The sequence below is a fragment of the Pseudomonas sp. WS 5410 genome (assembly GCF_012985645.1).
GTDB classification, from domain to species: domain Bacteria; phylum Pseudomonadota; class Gammaproteobacteria; order Pseudomonadales; family Pseudomonadaceae; genus Aquipseudomonas; species Aquipseudomonas shahriarae.
This window is the reverse complement of record NZ_JAAQWS010000013.1, coordinates 123,691-144,213: the sequence shown is the minus strand read 5'-3', so window position 1 is coordinate 144,213 and position 20,523 is coordinate 123,691. Positions and strand designations below refer to the sequence as shown.

The following is a 20,523-nucleotide window of genomic DNA, read 5'->3' as shown; positions in this document are numbered from 1 at the left end:
TGGGAGCGCGACAGTGGCTTTAGATCAGATGCAGGTGGTTATCCCAAAACCCAGCTGGCAGATCCAGGGGCTTGGCCACCAGTTGGGGCTGCCGGCAATCGTAGAAACGGCAACGACCCTGGCCAGAGGTCACGACAAACCCGTCGGCCACTGCGCCGACGCCGGCGCAGTCAGGCAACGGCCCGTCCAGGCGCAGTTCGCCACTGTCCATGTCCCAGATAAAGAAGCGATTGCCCCGTGGCGCGGTCAGTGCCACCAGACGCAACTCGCTGTGTACGGCCACGCTGGCGGTGTAGTGCCCCATGGCCTGCAATTGCTCATCGGCCACCGGGAACGCCACGAACGGTTGCCCTGGACGCTTGATCGCCAACAGTTCGGAACGCTCCTGGGAAGGCCCCATAAACTGTTGCCCGGTGAGGATCGTGCCATCGCTGGCGATCCCCATATGGCGCACGCTGTTCATTGGCTGGCTCAGGGTTTCCTTGCTCAGCAGGGTGCCGTCGCGCTGCATCAGCACCAGGCTCGGCTCCATGGCGTTGAGGTTCATCTCGACCCGGCTTTCGGCCTCGGTGCGAATGCCACCATTGGCCACGATCAGAGTCTCGCCATCGGGCATCCACGACACCTGGTGCGGGCCGATGCCGTGGGTGGACATCTCCCCGCTGTGTACCAGGCGCTCACCTTCGAACCTGTACACGCCCAGTAGGCCGCGACCGGGGTCGGTGGTGTCGTTTTCCGTGGCGTATAGCCAGTCGCCGCTCTTGTGGATGACTGCATGCCCATAAAAGTGCCGGTTGGCCTGGGACGTCACGGTTTGCAGCAGCGTGCCGTCGCGCAGGTCCACCAGGTAGCTCTCGGTGCCCGGACGGCGCGCCACGAACAGCGCGATGGGCAGGCTCGGGTGGTTGATGATGTCGTGGCAACGCTGGCCAACCTGGGTGGCGAACACCTGGCTGCCGTCCAGGCGATAGCCCACGGCGTAGTGCTTGCCGTCGGCATCATCCCGGGCCGACAGCAACAGCGGGCTGTCGCCCTTGCGCTTGAACAGCGTCCAGCCGCCCAGGGTGATTGCACTGAGCAGCACGCTGCCGATGGCCAAAGCCTGTCGCCTGAGCATCATCAGTCACCGTCGTTGGCATTGAAGCCCAGTTGGATGCCCAGCGCCTTGGCCAGTTCGCCTTCATGCAGGCGGTGGACCACGTTGAGGCTGTCGTAGATAGCGTTGAGTTGCTCGCGCCCGGCGTCGTCGGCCAGCAGTTCATTGAGCGAACGCTGGTTGCTGTCGAACAGCTTCAGGGCGGCGGCGTAGGCGGCGTCGATCTTTTCGGCCAGAGGTTTCTGGTCGGCAGGCAGCAGGCCGCGCAGGCCTTTGTTGTCGACCCCGACCCACACGGTCTGGGCCGCCGCGAGGCTGGCTCGCAAGCCTTGCAGGGACGACTGGCTGCGCCACGCATCGGCCTGGAATGGCTGCGGGATGCCCTTGGACAGGCGACCCATCGGCGTGCCGAGTTTTTTCTTCAGGGTATCCAGGGCCGTGACCTGCACGCGCAGCAGTTCGGCGATGGCTTCGTGGGAATCGGCGTAGCGCTGGTTAGGAAACTTGGTCATCTGCGCGAGCATGCCGTCGGTGCTGTTCCAACTGGCCAGAATCTCTTCGGCCAATTGCTTCTGGCGCTCGCCGATGGCCATCAGCAGCGGGCAGTAGCGGGCTTTCTGGGCGTCGTTGGCGATGTCGGTCTTGGCGTCATACAGGATGTATTCGTAGGCCGACAGGCCTTGCACTACCACGCTGGACTTGGCCAGGGCGGCGGCGTCGATCTGTGGCTGGGCGGTGGCCAGTTGCTCGACCTGGCGGCCGACGAGGTTTTTCTTGTCGGGCCAGAACTGCACCTGCCAGGCGCGATTGCCTTCGGCCAGCGGGCCGATCAGCAGCGGTTGCAACTCGGCCCAGGCTTTTTGCGCATGGAGGAAGTCGGCGCGGGCGGTCTCCAGGGATTCCTTGCCTTGGCAGTAAGCCAGGGCGCTGACGGCCAACTGCCGGTCAGCTTCGACCCAGCGGCTGTAGGTCGGCAGGATCACTTGCTTGGCGATGGCTGCCGAGGTGACCGCTTGCGGATCCTGCGGTGAGCAGGCGCCAAGGGCCAGGGCGGCCAGGCTGGTGAACAATAACTTGGGACGGAACATGTCGAGCTCCCTTCAATAATTGGGGCAAAGCTTATAGAGAATTCAGGAACGCGAGCAATGCTGCTCGCTGCTGCGCATTAAAAGACAACACCTGTTGCTGCGCCGCCTGGGCCTCACCGCCGTGCCACAGCACGGCTTCGAGCAGGTTGCGGGCACGGCCGTCATGCAGGAGCTGGGTGTGGCCACTGACGTTTTGCGTCAGGCCAATGCCCCACAACGGCGGCGTGCGCCAGTCGCGGCCACCGGCCTTGAACTCGCTGCGGTTATCGGCCAGGCCCTCGCCCATGTCGTGCAGCAGCAAATCGCTGTACGGGCGGATGACCTGGTTGGCCAGCTCCGGTTCGGCAGCATTGCTGGCGGTGGTGAACTTCGGTGTGTGGCATGCCTGGCAACCGGCCTGGAAAAACAGGTTCTTGCCGTCCAGCACTTGTTGCGTGTTGACGTCGCGTCGGGCGGGCACGGCCAGGTTCCGGGTGTAGAACAGCACCAGGCGCAGGATGTTATCGCTGACTTCCTGCTCGCCATTTTCGCCGTTGCCGTTGGGCGCCTGCTTACAGGCAACCTGTGCGTCGGTGCAGTCGTCCATGGGCCGCAGGCTGGTGGTCAGGCCCATATCACCAGAGAACGCGTGAACATTTTGTTGATTGAGGTTCGGCTGCCCGGCTTTCCAGCCAAAGCGCCCGAGCACGGTTTTTTGCTGGGCATCGTCCCAGACCCAGTTCGGGCGGCCGAGCACACCGTTTTTGTCCGGGCGTTTGCTGGCGTTTTGCAGGATGTCCGCGTCGCTGATGGCTTCGAGCAGGCCCAGGCCGATCATCGGCGGTGCTACACGGGCGGAAAACCGCGTATCCGGGTGCATCGGCCCGTAGCCGAGCTGGGTGATCTGCAGGCTCGGCTTGCGCAACTCCACCACCGTACCGTCCTTGAACGTGACGTTGACCGGTGTGTAGTCGACCCGCACCTTGCCTTCCGGGACGACACCGGGCACGGCCATGTCCTGCAACTGCCCGCCATACACCGGCTCGGGCACGATCCCCAACTGTTCGATGACCTTGGCATAGGGCGGCGAATCCGGGATCGACAGGCGTACCAGCATCGACACCGCATTGTTGGCCTCAGGCGCGGGCGGATGGCCGCGCCCGTCCTTGATATGGCAGTTCTGGCAAGCATTGGTGTTGAACAGCGGCCCCAGCCCGTCGCGGGCGGTGGTGGTGGCCGGGGCGATCACCCATGGATTGCGGAAAAAACTGTTGCCGACGCTGAAGTCCAGGCGGCGTGTTGGTGCCAGGTTGGCCGACGGCAGTGAAAAGGCATTCTGGTCGGTCTTGCGCACCGTGGTGCTGTCCCCCGAACGGGCTTCACCGGGCTCGGCCTGGGTAAACGTCGGCGGCGGGGCGTCATCGCAGGCACTCAGGCTCACGGCCATCAAGAGTGCAGACAGGCGAAGAAGCAAACGGGGCATCAAGAATCCTGGAAGACGGGCGAGGGTGGATGAAACTCAGGGGCAAAGTCTAACAGGGCGGGGCGGATTGAATAAGAGCAATTATCGTTTGCTCCAATCTGATGCATTCCCGCTAGAATGACCGCACATTTTTTTTGGAGGTGGCCAATGCAGGCTCTCGACGCTTTGCTCAACCGTGTTTCCGTACCGCGCCTGCTGGAACCGGCCCCTACTGCCGAGCAGCGCGAAGTGCTGTTCGCGGCAGCCATGCGTGCGCCGGACCACGGCCAACTGCGGCCGTGGCGCTTCCTCACCGTGGAAGGCGCAGCTCGCGAGCAAATGGGCACCCTGCTGGCCGAAGCGGCCCGCCTGCAAGACCCCGAGGCCCCGCAAGCGGTGATCGACAAGGCGCAGAATGGCCCGTCGCGTGCGCCGTTGGTGGTGGTGGTGATTGCCCGTCTGCAGGAGCACTTCAAGGTGCCCAAGTCCGAGCAATTGCTGGCGGCGGCCTGTGCGGCCCACGGTATTTTGCTGGCGGCGTATGCCCAGGACATTGGTGCGGTGTGGCGGACCGGGGATTTGTCGTATTCGGCGCATGTGGCCAAGGGGTTGGGGTTGAGTGCGGGTGAGGAAGTGATTGGCTTCCTTTATTTGGGCACTGCGCAAAACCCGCCGCGGACGGCGGCGAAAGAAGACATCACGGCGTTTGTCAGCGCCTGGACCGGTGTCTGACTCACCGCAAATCTGCTGGTGCTTTATGTGGGAGCGGGCCTGCCCGCGATAGCGCAGTGTCAGTCGCCGGATTTATTGACGGGTCCACCGCTATCGCGAGCAAGCCCGCTCCCACATGGGGTATTTCATCGTTTTCCGGACCTGGGTCTACACCCGGAACTGATCCATCAGTTTCATCTGCTGGTTGGCCAATGCATTCAACTGGCTGCTGATCGCCGCCGATTCAGTGGCCTGACCGGTCAAGGTCTCGGTCACGGTACGGATCGCTGAAACGTTGCGGTTGACCTCTTCGGCCACGGCGCTCTGTTCTTCGGCAGCGCTGGCGATTTGCAGGTTCATGTCGCTGATCACCGTCACCGCATCGCTGATCTTGCCCAGGGCCTGGACCGCCTGCTGGATCTGCCCGGCGTTGTTCTGCGCCTGGCTCTGGCTCGAATGCATGGTGGTCACTACCCCACGGGTAGCGCTCTGGATACGTTCGATGACCAGGCGGATTTCTTCCACTGAGTCCTGGGTGCGTCGCGCCAGGTTGCGCACTTCGTCTGCCACTACCGCAAAACCCCGTCCGCTTTCCCCGGCGCGTGCCGCTTCAATCGCCGCGTTGAGCGCCAGCAGGTTGGTCTGCTCGGCAATGCTGCGGATCACCTCCAGCACCGAGCCGATCTGCTCACTGTTGACCGCCAGGGCTTCGACCTCGGTCACTGCCTTGCTGACTTCTTCGGCGAGGGTGGTGATATCGCGGGTACTGCGCTCGATAATCGCCATGCCTTCACGGGCCGATTGATCGGCGCCGCGTGCTGCACTGGCCGCATTTGAGGCACTGTTGGCCACCTCATGGGCGGTGGCGCTCATCTCGTTGGAGGCGGTGGCCACCTGGTCGATCTCGCGAAATTGCACCTGCATGCCTTCGCTGGTCTGACGCGCGATTTCCGAGGACTGATCCGCAGTGCCACGGGCTTCAGTGATGCTCTGCTTGATCTGGGCGATGGTCGGCTGCAGCTTGTCGAGGAAGCGATTGAACCAACTGACCAGCTCCCCCAGTTCGTCTTTTTTCGTGTAAGTCAGGCGCTGGGTCAGGTCGCCGTCGCCGCTGGCAATATCCTTGAGCATCGCCGCCACGCTGTTGATCGGGCGAGTCACACCCGTCGCGGTCAGCCATATCAGCAGCAGGCCCAGCAGGCCAGCCACGGCGCCCACCAGCAACGCCTGGAGTGTGCCGCGGGCCTGGGCGTCGTCGAGCACGCCTTGCAACTTGACCGAATCAGCCAGCAGCACGTCCTTGGGCAGCGAAATCAACACGCCCCAGGGCTTGGCACCGGCAATCGGCTTGAGCGGATATACCGCGCGGATCGTGTCGTTTTGCTCGCGGACCTTGCGCGTTTCACTGGCCAGTAGTTGCACGATCTCTTTGCCTTCGCCGCCAAGCATATCGACGATGCTCTTGCCGACCTTGTCCGGCTCGCCACTGTAGCCGGCGATCAGGCCACTGCTGGAGAGGATTTCCATGATCCCGGCGCCGTCGAACAGCTCTTTTTGCGCGGTATTGGCCGCCGCTTGCAGGGCGTCCAGGGCAATGTCGATGCCGATCACCCCAATCACCTTGCCGTCGGCCAGCAGCGGCAGGGAGATGGTGGTCATCAGCATCGACTTGCCGGCCACTTCGTCGGCGTACGGGTCCAACAGGCAAACGCTGCGGGTATCCCGTGGGCAGGTGTACCAGATGTTGTAGGGCGTGCCGCTGAGATTGAGGGTGGTCTTGGTCAGGTCCGCTTCCACCATGATCGTGTTCAGGCCTTCACCGCCGGCCCGGCTCCAATAGCTGGAGAAACGCCCGGCTTCGTTGGAGGCGCGCAGCTTGTCGTCGATAAATTCGCTGTCCTTGCCATCCAGGCCGTTGGGTTCAAACGACAACCAGATCCCCAGTACCTTGGTGTTGCGCTCGAAGGCGGTCTTGATCTGCTGATTGAGCTCCTCGCGCACGGCCCCTGCTTCCAGCGAACGCTTGGCGGCCATGTTGCGCAAGTCCTTGACCTGATCGGCGAGTGCGGTGACCACCAACAGGCTCTCGCCGAAGGCTTTCTGTACTTGCACCGCCTGCTCGGCGGCCTTGGCCTGGAGCAGGTTTTCCACGCTGGTGGTGAGCATCTGCGAACTTGAGGCGCTGACCAGTTGGTCGTTCTGGTTGGTCTGGTAGATGTTCAGGCTGACGATCAGCGCAATCACCCCCAACAGGCAGAGGCCGGAGAGCAGCACGATTTTCAAGCGGATGGAGAGGGTGTCGAACATGGGCTTACTCGCGATTGGACTTGTTGGTGTGCAAGCAGGGCAACGGCCAAGTCCATTCGGCGCTATGCCCGGAACATCGGCACCGACGGGTAATTCATGAGGAACAGGCGATGAGCGGTAGGGCGCTCAGGCGGGGGTTCGCGCCAGGCGTTCGGGGCGTGACCAGATCCACAGGTTGCCCAGGCTCATGCCGGCGATCGCCAGGTAGATCGGCCACCCGTGATCGAGCATCACCAGCATCAGGCCGGCACACAGCAGCATGCTCACGGTGGCGCTGACCTTGGCCCGGCGCGCGATGATCTTGCCGTTGCGCCAGTTGAACAGGATCGGCCCGAACAGCCGGTGGTTTTCCAGCCACGCGCTCAGGCGCGGCGAGCTCTTGGTGGCAGCCCAAGCGGCCAGCAGGATGAATTCGGTGGTGGGCAGGCCCGGTATGACAATTGCGATCAAGCCGATCCCCAGGCTGACATAGGCCAGCAGGCCGAACAGGATTCGGGCGAGCTTGGAGGAGGAGGGGGCGGGGGCTGTCATAGGTACGATTTGTCTGGGTTTCGAAAAATCTGCAAATGGAGCGCGATCAACATGTGGGGGCTGGCTTGCCTGCGATGCGGACGCTTCGGTGTATCAGTTAGACCGAGGCGATGCTATCGCAGGCAAGCCAGCTCCCACATTCATGACATGCCAGCAGCGGGTCAGGCCAGTTCTGGGGCGCTAGCGTACGCCTGTTCCAGCAACACGGTGAAGCGTACAAAGGCATCCACTGCACCTTTTTCCGCCGCCGCTTCTTCTTCGGCGCTCAGCTCCAGGCTATCGAGGGTGCGGGTGAAGCGCTTCCAACCTTCGGCACGGCCACCGGCCGGCTCGCCGAGGTGGCGGGCCCCGAAGGTTTCGCTCAGGCCCAGGCCAACGGCACGTTTGATCAGGAATGCCGCGCCCAGCTTGGAGCCTTCGGAGACGAACAGCCAGCCCAGGGCCTCGGCCTTGCTCGGGTTCTGCACGGCACCGGCCACGGGGGCAGGCACTTCGGTTTCCAGGTCGGCCAGGTCCAGCTTGGCGGCGTCGGCGCGGCAGCGCTCGGCCAGGTCGGGCACCAGCTTGATCAGCTCGGGATCGTTGTACAGCGCCACCAGTTCCGACTGGAACAGGTACTGCGCGACCACGAAACGGGCGAAGTTGGCCTGGGTTTCAAACGGGGCGTGAGCCTTGACCAGGGCGTCGAGCTTGGTGTGTGGCTCGTGGGTGATCTGGTTCAGGCGCTGGGAGCGCAGGCTTGCGCGTTCTGTGGTGGTGGAAGCGGTCATTGGATGTCCTTGAGAAGGAAAAGCGCCTTGTTGCCAGGCTGTTATTACTAGACGAACAAGAAGACGCGTCACAGTAAAAAATCCTCACCCGGCCGGCGATAAAGCCGGCGAGGCGGGGGGGCGTGGGTCAGATGTCCCAGATCAGGTTGATCGCAAAGTTACGCCCTGGCTGGGTCAGGCGGTCCAGGCTGGCCGGCGAGGTCACGCCGGCTTCGCCCACGCCGTCGTAGCTGCGCACGTCATCCCAGTTCCAGTATTTCTTGTCGGTCAGGTTGTACAGGCCGCCGTTGACGGTCAGCTCGTCGGTGACTTTGTAGAAGCCGGTCAGGTCGACGATGCCAAAGCCCGGGGTCTTGAACGGGCCGTTGGCCTTGATGCCGGTCGGGGTAAAGAACGTGGCGCTGTCCACCCGGTTCTGTTTCTTGACCAGGGTCCAACTGACCAGCGCACCGTAGGTGTCCTGGTCGTAGCCCAGGCCGAATACACCCTTGAGCGGGTTGACGCTGTTCAGCGGCTGGCCGGTTTCATCGTTGCGGCCGTGGGCGTAGGCAATCGCGCCTTTGCTGTACAGGCCTTGCGGTGCACCGAAGGCGTCCAGGTTCAGGCGCCCTTTGACCTCCATGCCCTTGATGGTGGCGCGCTTGATATTGCCGGGCTGGAAGATGGTACCGGTTGGGCTCAGCGCGGCGTTGTCCTCGTCAATGAAGTCACGGTACTTGTTATAGAACACTGCGACGTCGAAATTGCCTGAGTCGAAGTTGCCACGGATTCCGGTTTCGTAGCTTTTGCTGGTTTCCGGCTTGAGGTTCGAGTTGGGCTCGACGACATAGTTTTCTTCCAGGTTTTCAAAACGGCCATACAGCGCTTTGGCTGATGGCGTGCGGAAACCTTCGGCGTACTGGCCAAACCAGGTGTACTGCTCGGTCAGTGCGTAGGTCACGCCCAGTTTTGGCGAGAAGCGATGCCAGGTTTTGTTCGAGTCGTCGTGGGGGTACTTGCGGTCCGGGTCGGTGGTATTGAGGAACGCTTCGGTCAGTTTGGGTTTGAGCTGGATGTAGTCGTAGCGCAGGCTGGGCAGGAAGGTCCAGTCATTCCAGCTGATCTGATCCTGGGCAAACAGCGCGTAGCTGTTGATGGTCGGATCGGGGAAATCGCTGGCTTTTTTCACGCTGTCGGCAGGGGTTGGGCTCGGTGCGCCGATGGCAGTGCAGCCCGCGCCTACAGCCAGGCAGGTCGCCGCACCTTCGCGCGAACCGGTGACTTTCTGCTGCTTGATCGTGGTGCCGTAGGTCAGCAGGTGATCGGTAACGCCGATGACGAAGGCCTTGTCCAACTGCGCGTCGAACACCCACTGCTTTTCTTCGTAGAGGGTGTCGCGGGTACGCAGCACGCGGCGGCCGGCCTGATAGATTTCGCTGGTGGCCTGGTCGGTCTTGGCGATCTGGTAGTTGAGGCTGGTCTTGATGTGATCGGCAATCGGCGAGTCGAGTGAAAACTTGTTCTCCAGGCCAAAGCGTTCGCGGGTGATGGTGTCGTTACCGCGGCGGTCACGGTACATGTTCGTGCCCTGGCCCTCGAGGAAGATCCCGCCTACCGCACTTTTCTGGTTGATGTCGCGGTCGTCCTTGTACTTCTCGTAGGTCAGGCCCAGGCGGTTGTCTTCGCCGTAGTTCCAGCCCAGCTTGGCCAGCACGTTGGTGGTGCGCACGTCTTCCGGGTTGGCGCCGGTGCGGGCCAGGCCGGTGGCGTTGTTGCCGTTATGAGACTCCATCTCGTGGCCGTTGCGCTGGCTCAGGTGCAGCAAACCGTCGAAGTCCTGCACCCGGCCGGCGACGGTGCCGGAGGTCAGCCAGCTTTCGTCCGCCGAGCTGTAGCCGGTCTTCAGCCGCGCGCCCACATCCTGGCCGGGCTTGATGATGTCATCCGGATCGAGGGTGAAGTAGCTGACGGCGCCGCCGATGGCGCTGCTGCCGTACAGGGCCGAGGCCGGGCCACGGATGATTTCCACGCGCTTGACGATTTCCGGGTCGACATAGTTGCGCCGGGTCTTGGCGTACGGGCCGTTGAAGAAGTTGTCCGGCACCTCTACACCGTCGACCTGGGTGAGGATGCGGTCGCCGTCGATCCCGCGAATGTTGTAGCCGGAGTTACCGGAGCGGGTGCCCGCGCCACCGACCGAGACGCCCGGTTCGTAGCGCACCAGTTCGCGGATGGTGTTGACGTTCTGGCGGTCCAGCTCCTCGCGCCCATGCACGGTGACGGTGCTGGGCACGCTGTCTACCGCTTGTTCCTGACGGGTGGCGCTGATGGTCATTTGCTGCAGGGTGATAGCACTGCCCGCCGTGCGCTTTTCCAGGACGATGTTGTTGTTACCCAGTTTGCGGTAGTTCAGGTTGGTCCCCACCAACAGCCGATCCAGGGCCTTTTCCGGTGTCAGTGAGCCCCGTGCGCCGGGGGAGGAAACCCCTTGGCCCAGTTCGGCGGGCAGGCCGATCTGCCAGCCGGTGACGGCGGTAAAGGCGTTGAGCGCCGACACCAGGGATTGCTGCTCGATGCTGAAGGTGTAATTGGCGTGGCTGCGCGCAGCGGGTTCGGCGGCAGTGGCCGTCAGGACCGGGCTGCCTGCCAACAGGATCGCGGCGGCCAGCAGGCAAAGCGTGGGCGAAGAGGACCGGCGGTTGAAACGAGAGGACATCGAGAGCGCTCCGAGGTACGAGTCTTATAGTTGCGAGCCTGAATCAAATAGGAATCAGTTGCATTGGCTAAGACGAGACGTACCAGCAGAGGTTATCGAGTAAAAATAATTATTCTCAATTGAGAATGACTAGCGCGGGGAACTCCGAGAGCCTGGCCGAGGTGATATGCGCCAGGGAGCGCACCACGTCCAGGGGCTGGTCCAGGCGGTAATTACCGGTCACCGCGACGCTGGCCAGTTGCTCGTTGGTGTTGACGATCCAGCCCGGGTAATAGCGCCGCAGCTCTGCCAGCACTTCACTCATCGGGCAGTTTTCAAAGACCAGTCGGCCCTGGACCCACGCCAGCTCCTTGGTCGCATCGAGCTTGGAGGGTTGGCCGAAGCCCTTGGGGCCGACGCGGATGCTTTCGCCGGCACTCAGGCGCACCCGGTTGTTGCCGAAGGGGGTACTCAGGTCAACGTCTCCGCGTTGCACCTGAACCTGGGCCTCACCGTTGAGATAACGCACAGCGAATGCCGTATCGCTGACACTGGCGCGCACTGGGCCGGCGTCGATTTGCAGGGGCAGGCCACGGTTGGCCGCGACTTCGAAAAACGCCTCGCCCTGGTACAGGCGGGCGATGCGCTGATGTTCGTCGATGGTGCTGGAAAACGCCGAATTGGTATTGAGCAGCACCTTGGAGCCGTCATCCAGCTGCAGGCGCTGGCGCTCGCCGACCACGGTCAAATGGTCGGCCTGCAGGCGCACCGGCAGGTTGCTGAAGCTGAACAGCCCGAGCAGCAACACCGCCGCCGTGGCCAAGGGCTTCCAGTGCGGCTTGATGCGCCGCCAGGCGCTGGGCTTGCGCGGTGCATTGAGGGCCACGGCGGCGCTGTGTACCGGCGCACCGCCCCAGGCGGCCTGGGCTTTGGCGAAGGCTTGGGCGTGACTCGGGTCGGCGGCGAGCCAGGCCTGGAACTCGGCCTGCTGGCCTGGCTGCGGGCATTGCAAAGCGATCAGCCAGTCGAGGGCTTGGTCCATGGCCGCATGTTGCAACACCTCATGAGCCAGCTCATGGGGGTGCAGTTTGTTCGGGTCCGTCACGGTGTTCCTCGGGTCTTCGCCACGTTTTATTCAGTGTCTTGCGTATTTTTGCGACATTTCTGTCGGCTTGTCCCGACAAAGCTTAAGGGTGATCGAGTCGTTCGGCCACACCTATGCAGATGGCCATGATCAATTTCAGTTCCTTTTGCACGGTGCTCAAGGACACCTGCAACTGGTCGGCAATCTCCTGATAGCTGCAGCCGTGCAGGCGGCTGAGGATAAAGATCTGCTGCTGGCGGGCGCTCAACTGTCCGAGGCTGACACTCAGGTGCTCCAGCAATTGCTCGGCGTGGGCGGCATCTTCGGGCGTCGTGACCGGGGAGGCGACGCTTTGCAGGACATCCAATGGGACATCTTCCTGCAGGGTGCGGGACTGGATCCGACGCGCGCGCAGATGGTCGAGGGCCAGGTTGCGTGCGGTCTGGAACACGAAAGGTTCGAGGTGATCAATCGGTCGCTCGCTGAGCGCCCGGGTGACGCGCAGGTAGGTTTCCTGCAACAGGTCCTCGGCGGTGCTGTGGTTATTCACCATCCGCTGCAAGGTGCGCAGTAGCACCACCCGTTGGGTGAGGAAGACTTGATTGAAGCGAGATAGGCTCACAGTGATACCGGACCAATTGGCAGTTAATGATAATGCTTATCATCAACGCAAATGGCAAGTGGCTATTTCTCTGAACCCACGCAAGACAAATGTGGGAGCGGGCTTGCTCGCGAATGCGGTGGGTCAGTAATGAATGTATTGACTGACCCACCGCATTCGCGAGCAAGCCCGCTCCCACAGGGGGGGTTACTCGGCGTTACACAGCGCCAGGCAGTTATCCAGCATACGGTTGGAGAAGCCCCATTCGTTGTCGTACCACGCCAGTACCTTGAGCAGCTTGCCGCTGGACTTGGTGTGGTTGGCGTCGAAGATCGACGACAGCGGGTTATGGTTGAAGTCACTGGAAACCAGCGGCAGGGTGTTGTAGCCGAGGATTTTCGAGTGTTGGCTGGCTTCTTTGAGCAGCGCGTTGACCTCATCGGCCGTGGCTTCTTTTTTCAGTTGCACGGTCAGGTCCACCAGCGACACGTTGATCACCGGCACGCGCACCGCCATGCCCGTCAGCTTGCCCGCCAGTTCCGGCAGGACCAGGCCCACCGCTTCGGCTGCACCGGTCTTGCTCGGGATCATGTTCTGCGTGGCCGAGCGGGCGCGGTACGGGTCGGTGTGGTAGACGTCGGTCAGGTTCTGGTCATTGGTGTAGGCGTGGATGGTGGTCATCAGGCCGCTTTCGATACCCAATTCGCGGTGCAGCACCTGGGCCACCGGCGCCAGGCAGTTGGTAGTGCAGGAGGCGTTGGAGATGATCTGGTGGGATTGACGCAAGATGTCATGGTTGACCCCGTAGACCACGGTGGCATCCGCGCCCTTGGCCGGGGCCGAGATAATGACCTTGCGCGCGCCGGCGCTAATATGGGCCGCGGCCTTGTCACGGTCGGTGAACAGACCGGTGCATTCGAACACCACGTCGATCTTGTGCGCCGCCCACGGCAGGTCGGCGGGGTTGCGAATGGCACTCACGGCGATCCGGTCGCCATTGACGGTCAGGCTTTCCTGATCGTGAGCAACCTCTGCATCGAAAGTGCCATGGACGGTGTCGTATTTGAGCAGGTGGGCATTGATCGAACTGTCGCCCAGATCATTGATGGCGACGATCTGCAAATCCTGGCGGTAACCTTGGGTATAAAGTGCGCGCAGGACGTTGCGGCCAATACGGCCAAAACCATTGATTGCAATCCGAAGAGTCATTTGAAAGCGCCTGTCGTCGATTTGTTGTAAGAATTACAAGATTATTCGCATAAAAATAGAAAACAAGCCTTTTTAGTGGCAATATTTTGTTCAATCTACAACGAGTGACCTGAATCAACTGGTCCGATGATCCAAACGACTCCCTGCCATCCCATGAGCGGTGGGCGTTTGATCAGCATAGACACTCAGGTCGCCACATCCGTTAGCCTGGAGTTCTACACATGCATCCCCGCGTACTTGAGGTCACCGAACGCCTTATCGCCCGCAGCCGGGCAACCCGTGAGGCGTACCTTGCGCTGATTCGCGGCGCGGCCAGCGACGGGCCGATGCGCGGCAAGCTGCAATGCGCCAACTTTGCCCACGGCGTGGCCGGGTGCGGCACTGAAGATAAAAACAGCCTGCGGATGATGAATGCCGCCAACGTGGCAATTGTTTCGTCATATAACGACATGCTCTCGGCGCACCAGCCGTACGAACATTTCCCGGAACAGATCAAAAAAGCCCTGCGCGAAGTCGGCTCGGTCGGCCAGTTCGCCGGCGGCACCCCGGCCATGTGCGACGGTGTGACCCAGGGCGAGCCGGGCATGGAACTGAGCCTGCTCAGCCGCGAAGTGATTGCCATGTCCACGGCGGTAGCGCTGTCCCATAACATGTTCGACGCCGCGCTGATGCTGGGGATCTGCGACAAGATCGTCCCGGGCCTGATGATGGGCGCCCTGCGTTATGGCCATCTGCCGATGATCTTCGTGCCCGGCGGGCCGATGCCCTCGGGGATCTCCAACAAACAGAAGGCCGATGTGCGCCAGCGCTATGCCGAAGGCAAGGCCAGCCGCGAAGAACTGCTGGAATCGGAGATGAAGTCCTACCACAGCCCCGGCACCTGCACCTTCTACGGCACCGCCAACACCAACCAGTTGCTGATGGAAGTGATGGGCCTGCACTTGCCCGGCGCTTCGTTCGTCAACCCGTACACACCGCTGCGCGATGCACTGACCCGCGAGGCCGCGCACCAGGTCACGCGCCTGACCAAGGCCAATGGCAACTTCACACCGATCGGCGAGATCGTCGACGAAAAGTCCCTGGTCAACTCCATCGTCGCTCTCAACGCCACCGGCGGCTCGACCAACCACACCCTGCATATGCCGGCCATCGCCATGGCCGCGGGCATCATCCTCACCTGGCAGGACATGGCCGACCTCTCGGAGGTGGTGCCGACCCTGTCCCACGTGTACCCGAACGGTAAAGCTGATATCAACCACTTCCAGGCGGCGGGCGGCATGTCGTTCCTGATCCGCGAGTTGCTGGAAGCCGGCCTGCTCCACGAAGACGTCAACACCGTGGCCGGCCATGGCCTGAGCCGCTACACCCAGGAGCCATTCCTGGTGGATGGCGAACTGGTCTGGCGTGAAGGCCCGATCGAAAGCCTCGACGAAAGCATCCTGCGCCCGGTGGCCCGTGCCTTCTCCCCGGAGGGTGGCTTGCGAGTGATGGAAGGCAACCTCGGCCGTGGGGTGATGAAAGTCTCGGCCGTGGCCCTCGAGCATCAAATCGTCGAAGCGCCGGCCGTGGTGTTCCAGGACCAGCAGGACCTGGCGGACGCGTTCAAGGCCGGCCAGTTGGAGAAGGATTTTGTCGCGGTCATGCGCTTCCAGGGCCCGCGCTCCAATGGCATGCCGGAATTGCACAAGATGACGCCGTTCCTTGGTGTGTTGCAGGACCGGGGTTTCAAAGTCGCATTGGTGACAGACGGGCGCATGTCCGGCGCCTCGGGTAAGATTCCCGCCGCGATTCACGTCAGCCCCGAAGCCCAGTGCGGTGGGGCGCTGGCGCGGGTCAAGGATGGCGATATCATTCGCGTCGATGGCGTCAAAGGCACCCTCGAGCTTAAGGTGGACGCCGAAGAATTTGCAGCGCGCGCGCCTGCCACGGGCCTGTTGGGCAATAACGTGGGGGCCGGTCGCGAGCTGTTTGCATTTATGCGCCTGGCCGCAAGCTCCGCAGAGCAGGGCGCCAGCGCCTTTACCTCTGCCCTGGAGACACTTAAGTGAAACTTGCGCTGGTTGGTGACATCGGCGGTACCAACGCCCGGTTTGCGTTATGGCGGGACCAGGCACTGCATTCGATCCGGGTGCTGGCCACGGCGGATCACGCCAGCCCTGAAGAGGCGATCAAGGTCTACCTCGCCGAGGAAGGCCTGGCGCCGGGTTCCATCGGCGCGGTGTGCCTGTCGGTGGCCGGGCCGGTAAGTGGTGATGAGTTCAAGTTCACCAACAACCATTGGCGCCTGAGCAAGACCGCGTTCTGCAAGGCCCTGCAAGTGGACGAGCTGCTGCTGGTCAATGACTTCTCGGCCATGGCCCTGGGCATGACCCGCCTGCAACCCGATGAGTACCGCGTGGTCTGCGCCGGCACCCCGGAGCCGTGGCGCCCGGCCGTGGTGATCGGCCCAGGCACAGGGCTGGGCGTGGGCACCTTGCTGGACCTGGGCGCCGGTCGCTGGGCCGCGTTGCCGGGCGAGGGCGGGCATGTCGACCTGCCCCTGAGCAGCCCACGGGAAACCCAGTTGTGGCAGCACATCTACAACGAGATCGGGCATGTCAGCGCCGAGACCGCCCTGAGCGGTAGCGGTCTGCCACGCCTGTACCGGGCGATCTGCGCGGTGGACGGCCATCCGGCGATATTGGAAACCCCGGAGGCGATTACTGCGGCAGGGTTGGCTGGCGATCCGGTGGCGATGGAGGTCCTCGACCAGTTCAGCATCTGGCTGGGCCGCGTGGCCGGCAATAACGTGCTGACCACCGGCGCCCGGGGTGGGGTGTATATCGTGGGCGGGGTGATCCCGCGGTTTGCCGAGTTCTTTATCAACAGTGGCTTTGCCAAGAGCTTTGCGGACAAAGGTTGCATGAGCGACTACTTCAAAGGGATCCCGGTGTGGTTGGTGACGGCGCCGTATTCCGGGTTGACCGGGGCGGGTGTGGCGTTGGAGCAGGCATTTGCGTAGGCAGTGATGGCCCCATCGCGGGCAAGCCCACTCCCACATTTGATTGTGTTCACAAATCAAAATGTGGGAGTGGGCTTGCCCGCGAAGAGGCCCTAGAGAGCACCCCATAACAACAAGGAGGCCCCCGTGAGCGTAATCAGTAAATCCATTCTTCTCGTCGATGACGACGAGGAAATCCGCGAGTTGCTGCAAACCTACCTCAGTCGCGCCGGCTTCCAGGTGCGGGGCGTGCCCAATGGCGCAGGGTTTCGCCAAGCCATGGACGAAGCCCCGTGCGACCTGGTGATCCTCGACGTCATGCTGCCCGACGAAGACGGCTTCAGCCTCTGCCGCTGGGTACGTCAGCACCCGCGCCAGGCCCAGGTGCCGATCATCATGCTCACCGCCAGTTCCGACGAGGCCGACCGGGTCATCGGCCTGGAGCTGGGCGCCGACGATTACATCGGTAAACCCTTCAGCCCCCGTGAGCTGCAGGCACGCATCAAGGCCCTGTTGCGCCGCTGCCAGTTTGGCCAGGAGCGCAGCGGTGGCGATGTGCTGGTGTTTGATGAGTGGCGGCTGGACATGATCAGCCATCGCTTGTTTCACGTTGATGGCGAGGAAGTCATCCTCTCCGGCGCCGACTTCGCCCTGCTCAAACTGTTCCTCGATCACCCGCAGCAAATCCTTGATCGCGACACCATTGGCAATGCCACCCGTGGCCGTGACCTGATGCCCCTGGACCGCATTGTCGATATGGCCGTCAGCCGCCTGCGACAACGCCTGCGCGACACCGAGAAACCGCCACGGCTGATCCGCACCGTGCGCGGCAGCGGTTACCAACTGGCGGCCAGTGTGGTTGCCAGCAATGCCCACTGAGCGCCGGCGCATTCCGGTCCCGCGTTCCTTGTTGGGGCGCATGCTGCTGCTGACCCTGTTGGCGGTGCTGTTCGCCCAGGCTTTATCCAGCGTGATCTGGGTCTCGCAGCTGCGCGCCACCCAGCTTGAGGGCCTGGTCACCAGCGCCCGCAGCCTGGCCCATTCGATGACCGCCAGCGTCAGCTATTTCCGTTCCCTGCCGGTGGCTTATCGCCCGCTGGTGCTCGACCAGTTGCGCAGCATGGGCGGCACGCGCTTTGTGGTGACGCTCAACGACAAGCCGCTGGATATGCAGATCTTGCCGCAAACCCCGCGCAAACAGGCGGTGCTCGGCGCGGTGGACGAAGTGCTGCGCCAGACCCTGGGCAGTGATGTGCATTTTTCGGTGGAGTTTGTCAGTGCCGAAGACCTGCGCATCTTCAATGCCGGCCTGAAACTCGATGAGCTGCCACGTTCCTGGGCGCATTACGCGCTGACCCTGGAGCCGGTCAACCCGCCGGTACTGGTGACGCAGATCGAATTGGGCGCCGGCGAATGGCTGTATATCGCCTCGTTGCTGCCCGAGCCCTACACCAGCCTCGAAGAACAGGGCCTGCCGTCCCAGCAAGTGTGGTTTATCGTGCTGACCAGCGGCTTTCTGTTGCTGTTTATCGGCTTGCTGGTGCACTGGCAAAGCCGGCCGCTCAAGCGCCTGGCGCGGGCGGCGCGGGACCTGTCCCTGGGCGCCGACGTGGAGCCGGTGGCCGAAGGCGGCGGCAGCGAAGTGGTGGAGGTAGGCCGCGCGTTCAATGCCATGCGCGAGCGGATCAGCCGCTACCTGACCGAACGCAGCCAGTTGTTCAGCGCAATTTCCCACGACTTGCGCACACCAATCACACGCCTGCGGCTGCGGGTGGAACTGCTGGAAGACGAAAAGCTGCAAGCCAAGTTCGGCCGTGACCTGGATGAGCTGGAACTGCTGGTCAAGGGCGCGTTGCAGTGCGTCAAGGACACGGACATCCACGAGAACATCGAGCCGGTGGACCTCAACCATGTGCTCGACTGCCTGGTGGAGCCGTATCTGGCGCCCAACGGCAATGGCCGGGTGACCCAGCACGGCCGGGCGTTGACGGCCTATCCGGGCAAGCCGCTGGCGCTCAAGCGCTGCATTGGCAACCTGATCGACAACGCCTTGAAGTACGGGCAGAACGCCCATCTGCGTATCGAGGACGATGGTGCGCAGTTCATCCTGCATGTGGATGACGAGGGGCCCGGTGTACCGGAGCAGCGTCTGGAGCAGGTCTTCGAACCGCACTTTCGCCTGGCCGGGCAGCAGCAGGGCTATGGCCTGGGGCTGGGGATTGCACGCAATATCGCCCATAGCCATGGCGGCGAAGTGAGTTTGCAGAATTTGCGCGAAGGTGGCCTGCGGGTGACCTTGCAACTGCCCCGCACCCCGGACTAAGTAGCGCTGCCGAGCCTATGTGGGAGCGGGCTTGCCTGCGATAGCGGTACATCTGACCCACCGCCATCGCAGGCAAGCCAGCTCCCACAGCGGTCCGCAGTAGGTCAGAGGCTCTGGCGCAACCTGGCCAAATCTCTAAGCGGCGGCGCCCCAAACAATCGGCTGTATTCCCGGCTGAACTGCGACGGGCTCTCATACCCCACCCGATACCCCGCCGCCGAGGCTTCCAGGCCTTCGGCGATCATCAGGCGCCGCGCTTCCTGCAAGCGCAGTTGCTTCTGGTACTGCAACGGACTCATGGCCGTGATGGCCTTGAAGCGGTGGTGCAGGGTCGACACGCTGAGATTCACTTCCTTGGCCAGGTCATCAATGCGTAGCGGTTGTTCGTAGTTGCCGTTCAGCCAGGTGATTGCGCGGCTGACCCGATGGCTCTGGCTATTGGCCACGGCAATTTCGTACAGGCGATAGCCCTGTGGCCCACGCAGCAAGCGGTAGAGGATTTCGCGATTGATCAACGGCGCCAACATCGCGATATCTTTGGGCGTATCCAGCAGGCGTGCCAGGCGCAAGACGGCGTCGAGCAACTGGGTGTCGATCCGGTCGACATACATACCGCGCGCGGTCGGGCGCGTGGGCACCCCCATCGGGCCGGCTTCGGCAATCAGGGCGGTCAGTTGCGCCGGGTCGATATTGATGCGCACCGACAGGTTGGGGTCTTCGACCGTGGCGTCGATGACTCGCCCGGCCACCGGCATCGCGACCGAGAACACCAGGTAGTTGAGGGGGTCGTAGGCAAAGATTTCGTCGGCCAGGCGCACTTCCTTGCTGCCGTTGGCGAGGATGCACAGGGCAGGTTCCACCAGCACCGGCATGAAGTCGCGCGGCGTATTGTGGCGGTTCAGGTAGAGCGAAGTGATCGCGGTGCCGTAGGAACCGTCCTCCCAAGTGTGCCGGTGCACAATGCTGGCCAGTTCGGCGCGCTGTTTTTCCATCTCGGCATCGAGGGGAATGGACTGCTGTTCGGGCGACGACATGGAGCGTCCTCTGCATGCTTCTTTGATGGGCACAGCTTAGCGGTGGCGCTGCAAGCCGTGTTATGTCGATTCTGCACAATCCTTGCCTGATCCTGCGGCGCGTCTGGAATCAGGCAAGCCCCCCGGCCTGTCATCTGCCTGAAACAAGGCGCTTGTCCCTGCAATAAAGCCTGGGGCCGAACCGGGTGTCTACGCTTCTGGCAGGATTGTGCAATAAGCCGGCAGGAATCGACTAACCGCGCAGGGGCCTGCGCCCGTATCTTTGATTGTGTGGCAACACGCCCTCACAGTGCTTGCCGAGCATCACTTCTCAACGGGAGAGTCGAACATGTCCACCCCCATTCCCGCGAGCCATCTGGCCTTCATCCGCGCCCGCAGCGGGTGCAGCACCGAACTGGGTGCACGCTTGAGCAGTTTGATCGAACCGGGCCGTCAGGCTCAGGGTTGCCTGCAATTCTCGTTGCAGCATTCCCAGGTTGACCCCGATGTCTGGCTGGTTTCAGGTTTCTGGAGCAGCGAACAGGCCATGAGTGCCTACTTCAGCTCGCCGGCGCTGGTGCTGTTTACCGAGTTGTTGAACGACAGGGTCGTGCGCAGCATGGACTTCCAGACCTTCACTGACGCCTGCGCCGACAAGGCTTATGGCGAGTACCTGCAACTGGCCGGTTAGGGTT

17 protein-coding genes are annotated in these 20,523 nt (G+C 62.5%); 6 read left to right on the top strand and 11 right to left on the bottom strand.

The window, feature by feature from the left end:
• Positions 1 to 19 precede the first annotated feature (19 nt).
• The 3 genes from HBO24_RS19325 to HBO24_RS19315 are packed head-to-tail and all read right to left on the bottom strand — an operon-like array spanning position 20 to position 3,646.
• Positions 20 to 1,117, bottom strand: coding sequence for a DUF1513 domain-containing protein (locus tag HBO24_RS19325; RefSeq protein ID WP_057958650.1), 1,098 nt, complete (start codon positions 1,115 to 1,117; stop codon positions 20 to 22).
• 2 nt (positions 1,118 to 1,119) lie between these two features.
• Positions 1,120 to 2,184, bottom strand: coding sequence for an imelysin family protein (locus tag HBO24_RS19320; RefSeq protein ID WP_057439384.1), 1,065 nt, complete (start codon positions 2,182 to 2,184; stop codon positions 1,120 to 1,122).
• Positions 2,185 to 2,215: 31 nt separating this feature from the next.
• Positions 2,216 to 3,646: a di-heme oxidoredictase family protein gene (locus HBO24_RS19315; RefSeq protein ID WP_170060115.1), complete on the bottom strand. Its 1,431-nt coding sequence runs from the start codon at positions 3,644 to 3,646 to the stop codon at positions 2,216 to 2,218.
• 147 nt (positions 3,647 to 3,793) lie between these two features.
• Here HBO24_RS19315 and HBO24_RS19310 point away from each other — a divergent pair, with 147 nt between their 5' ends.
• Complete coding sequence (locus HBO24_RS19310) at positions 3,794 to 4,357, top strand: nitroreductase family protein (RefSeq protein WP_170060114.1); 564 nt, start codon at positions 3,794 to 3,796, stop codon at positions 4,355 to 4,357.
• Positions 4,358 to 4,504: 147 nt separating this feature from the next.
• Here the strand turns inward: HBO24_RS19310 and HBO24_RS19305 are convergent, their stop codons facing one another.
• The 7 genes from HBO24_RS19305 to gap form a co-directional block, all read right to left on the bottom strand.
• A complete protein-coding gene (locus tag HBO24_RS19305) occupies positions 4,505 to 6,643 on the bottom strand; it encodes a methyl-accepting chemotaxis protein (RefSeq protein ID WP_170045684.1) in 2,139 nt (712 codons plus the stop codon).
• A 126-nt stretch (positions 6,644 to 6,769) separates the two neighbouring features.
• On the bottom strand, positions 6,770 to 7,174 hold the full coding sequence (locus HBO24_RS19300; protein WP_057439386.1) for a YbaN family protein: 405 nt from the start codon (positions 7,172 to 7,174) through the stop codon (positions 6,770 to 6,772).
• A 161-nt stretch (positions 7,175 to 7,335) separates the two neighbouring features.
• A complete protein-coding gene (locus HBO24_RS19295) occupies positions 7,336 to 7,944 on the bottom strand; it encodes a biliverdin-producing heme oxygenase (protein WP_115128847.1) in 609 nt (202 codons plus the stop codon).
• Positions 7,945 to 8,071: 127 nt separating this feature from the next.
• Entirely contained in the window at positions 8,072 to 10,639 is a 2,568-nt protein-coding gene (locus tag HBO24_RS19290; RefSeq protein ID WP_170060113.1) for a TonB-dependent receptor, read from the bottom strand.
• Positions 10,640 to 10,754: 115 nt separating this feature from the next.
• Positions 10,755 to 11,723, bottom strand: a complete 969-nt coding sequence (locus tag HBO24_RS19285; RefSeq protein ID WP_169989570.1) for a FecR domain-containing protein — start codon at positions 11,721 to 11,723, stop codon at positions 10,755 to 10,757.
• 82 nt (positions 11,724 to 11,805) lie between these two features.
• Complete coding sequence (locus tag HBO24_RS19280; protein ID WP_057439388.1) at positions 11,806 to 12,324, bottom strand: sigma-70 family RNA polymerase sigma factor; 519 nt, start codon at positions 12,322 to 12,324, stop codon at positions 11,806 to 11,808.
• Between the two features lie 186 nt (positions 12,325 to 12,510).
• On the bottom strand, positions 12,511 to 13,512 hold the full coding sequence (gene gap / locus HBO24_RS19275; RefSeq protein ID WP_029295415.1) for a type I glyceraldehyde-3-phosphate dehydrogenase: 1,002 nt from the start codon (positions 13,510 to 13,512) through the stop codon (positions 12,511 to 12,513).
• Positions 13,513 to 13,733: 221 nt separating this feature from the next.
• Here gap and edd point away from each other — a divergent pair, with 221 nt between their 5' ends.
• The 4 genes from edd (at position 13,734) to HBO24_RS19255 (ending at position 18,815) form a co-directional block, all read left to right on the top strand.
• A complete protein-coding gene (gene edd / locus HBO24_RS19270; RefSeq protein WP_057439389.1) occupies positions 13,734 to 15,560 on the top strand; it encodes a phosphogluconate dehydratase in 1,827 nt (608 codons plus the stop codon).
• Positions 15,557 to 16,513 carry a glucokinase gene (locus HBO24_RS19265; protein ID WP_115128844.1) on the top strand — a complete coding sequence of 319 codons (957 nt, stop codon included), beginning with the start codon at positions 15,557 to 15,559 and terminating at the stop codon, positions 16,511 to 16,513. The genes edd and HBO24_RS19265 overlap by 4 nt, the downstream gene beginning before the upstream one ends.
• A gap of 126 nt (positions 16,514 to 16,639) precedes the next feature.
• Positions 16,640 to 17,371, top strand: a complete 732-nt coding sequence (locus tag HBO24_RS19260) for a response regulator transcription factor (RefSeq protein WP_057439391.1) — start codon at positions 16,640 to 16,642, stop codon at positions 17,369 to 17,371.
• A complete protein-coding gene (locus HBO24_RS19255) occupies positions 17,361 to 18,815 on the top strand; it encodes an ATP-binding protein (protein WP_115128843.1) in 1,455 nt (484 codons plus the stop codon). The genes HBO24_RS19260 and HBO24_RS19255 overlap by 11 nt, the downstream gene beginning before the upstream one ends.
• Positions 18,816 to 18,919: 104 nt before the next feature.
• On the opposite strand, the gene HBO24_RS19250 is transcribed toward HBO24_RS19255, so the two are convergent.
• Entirely contained in the window at positions 18,920 to 19,849 is a 930-nt protein-coding gene (locus HBO24_RS19250; protein WP_057439392.1) for an AraC family transcriptional regulator, read from the bottom strand.
• A 328-nt stretch (positions 19,850 to 20,177) separates the two neighbouring features.
• Between HBO24_RS19250 and HBO24_RS19245 the strand changes: the two genes are divergently transcribed.
• Entirely contained in the window at positions 20,178 to 20,519 is a 342-nt protein-coding gene (locus HBO24_RS19245) for an antibiotic biosynthesis monooxygenase family protein (RefSeq protein ID WP_057958661.1), read from the top strand.
• Positions 20,520 to 20,523 lie beyond the last annotated feature (4 nt).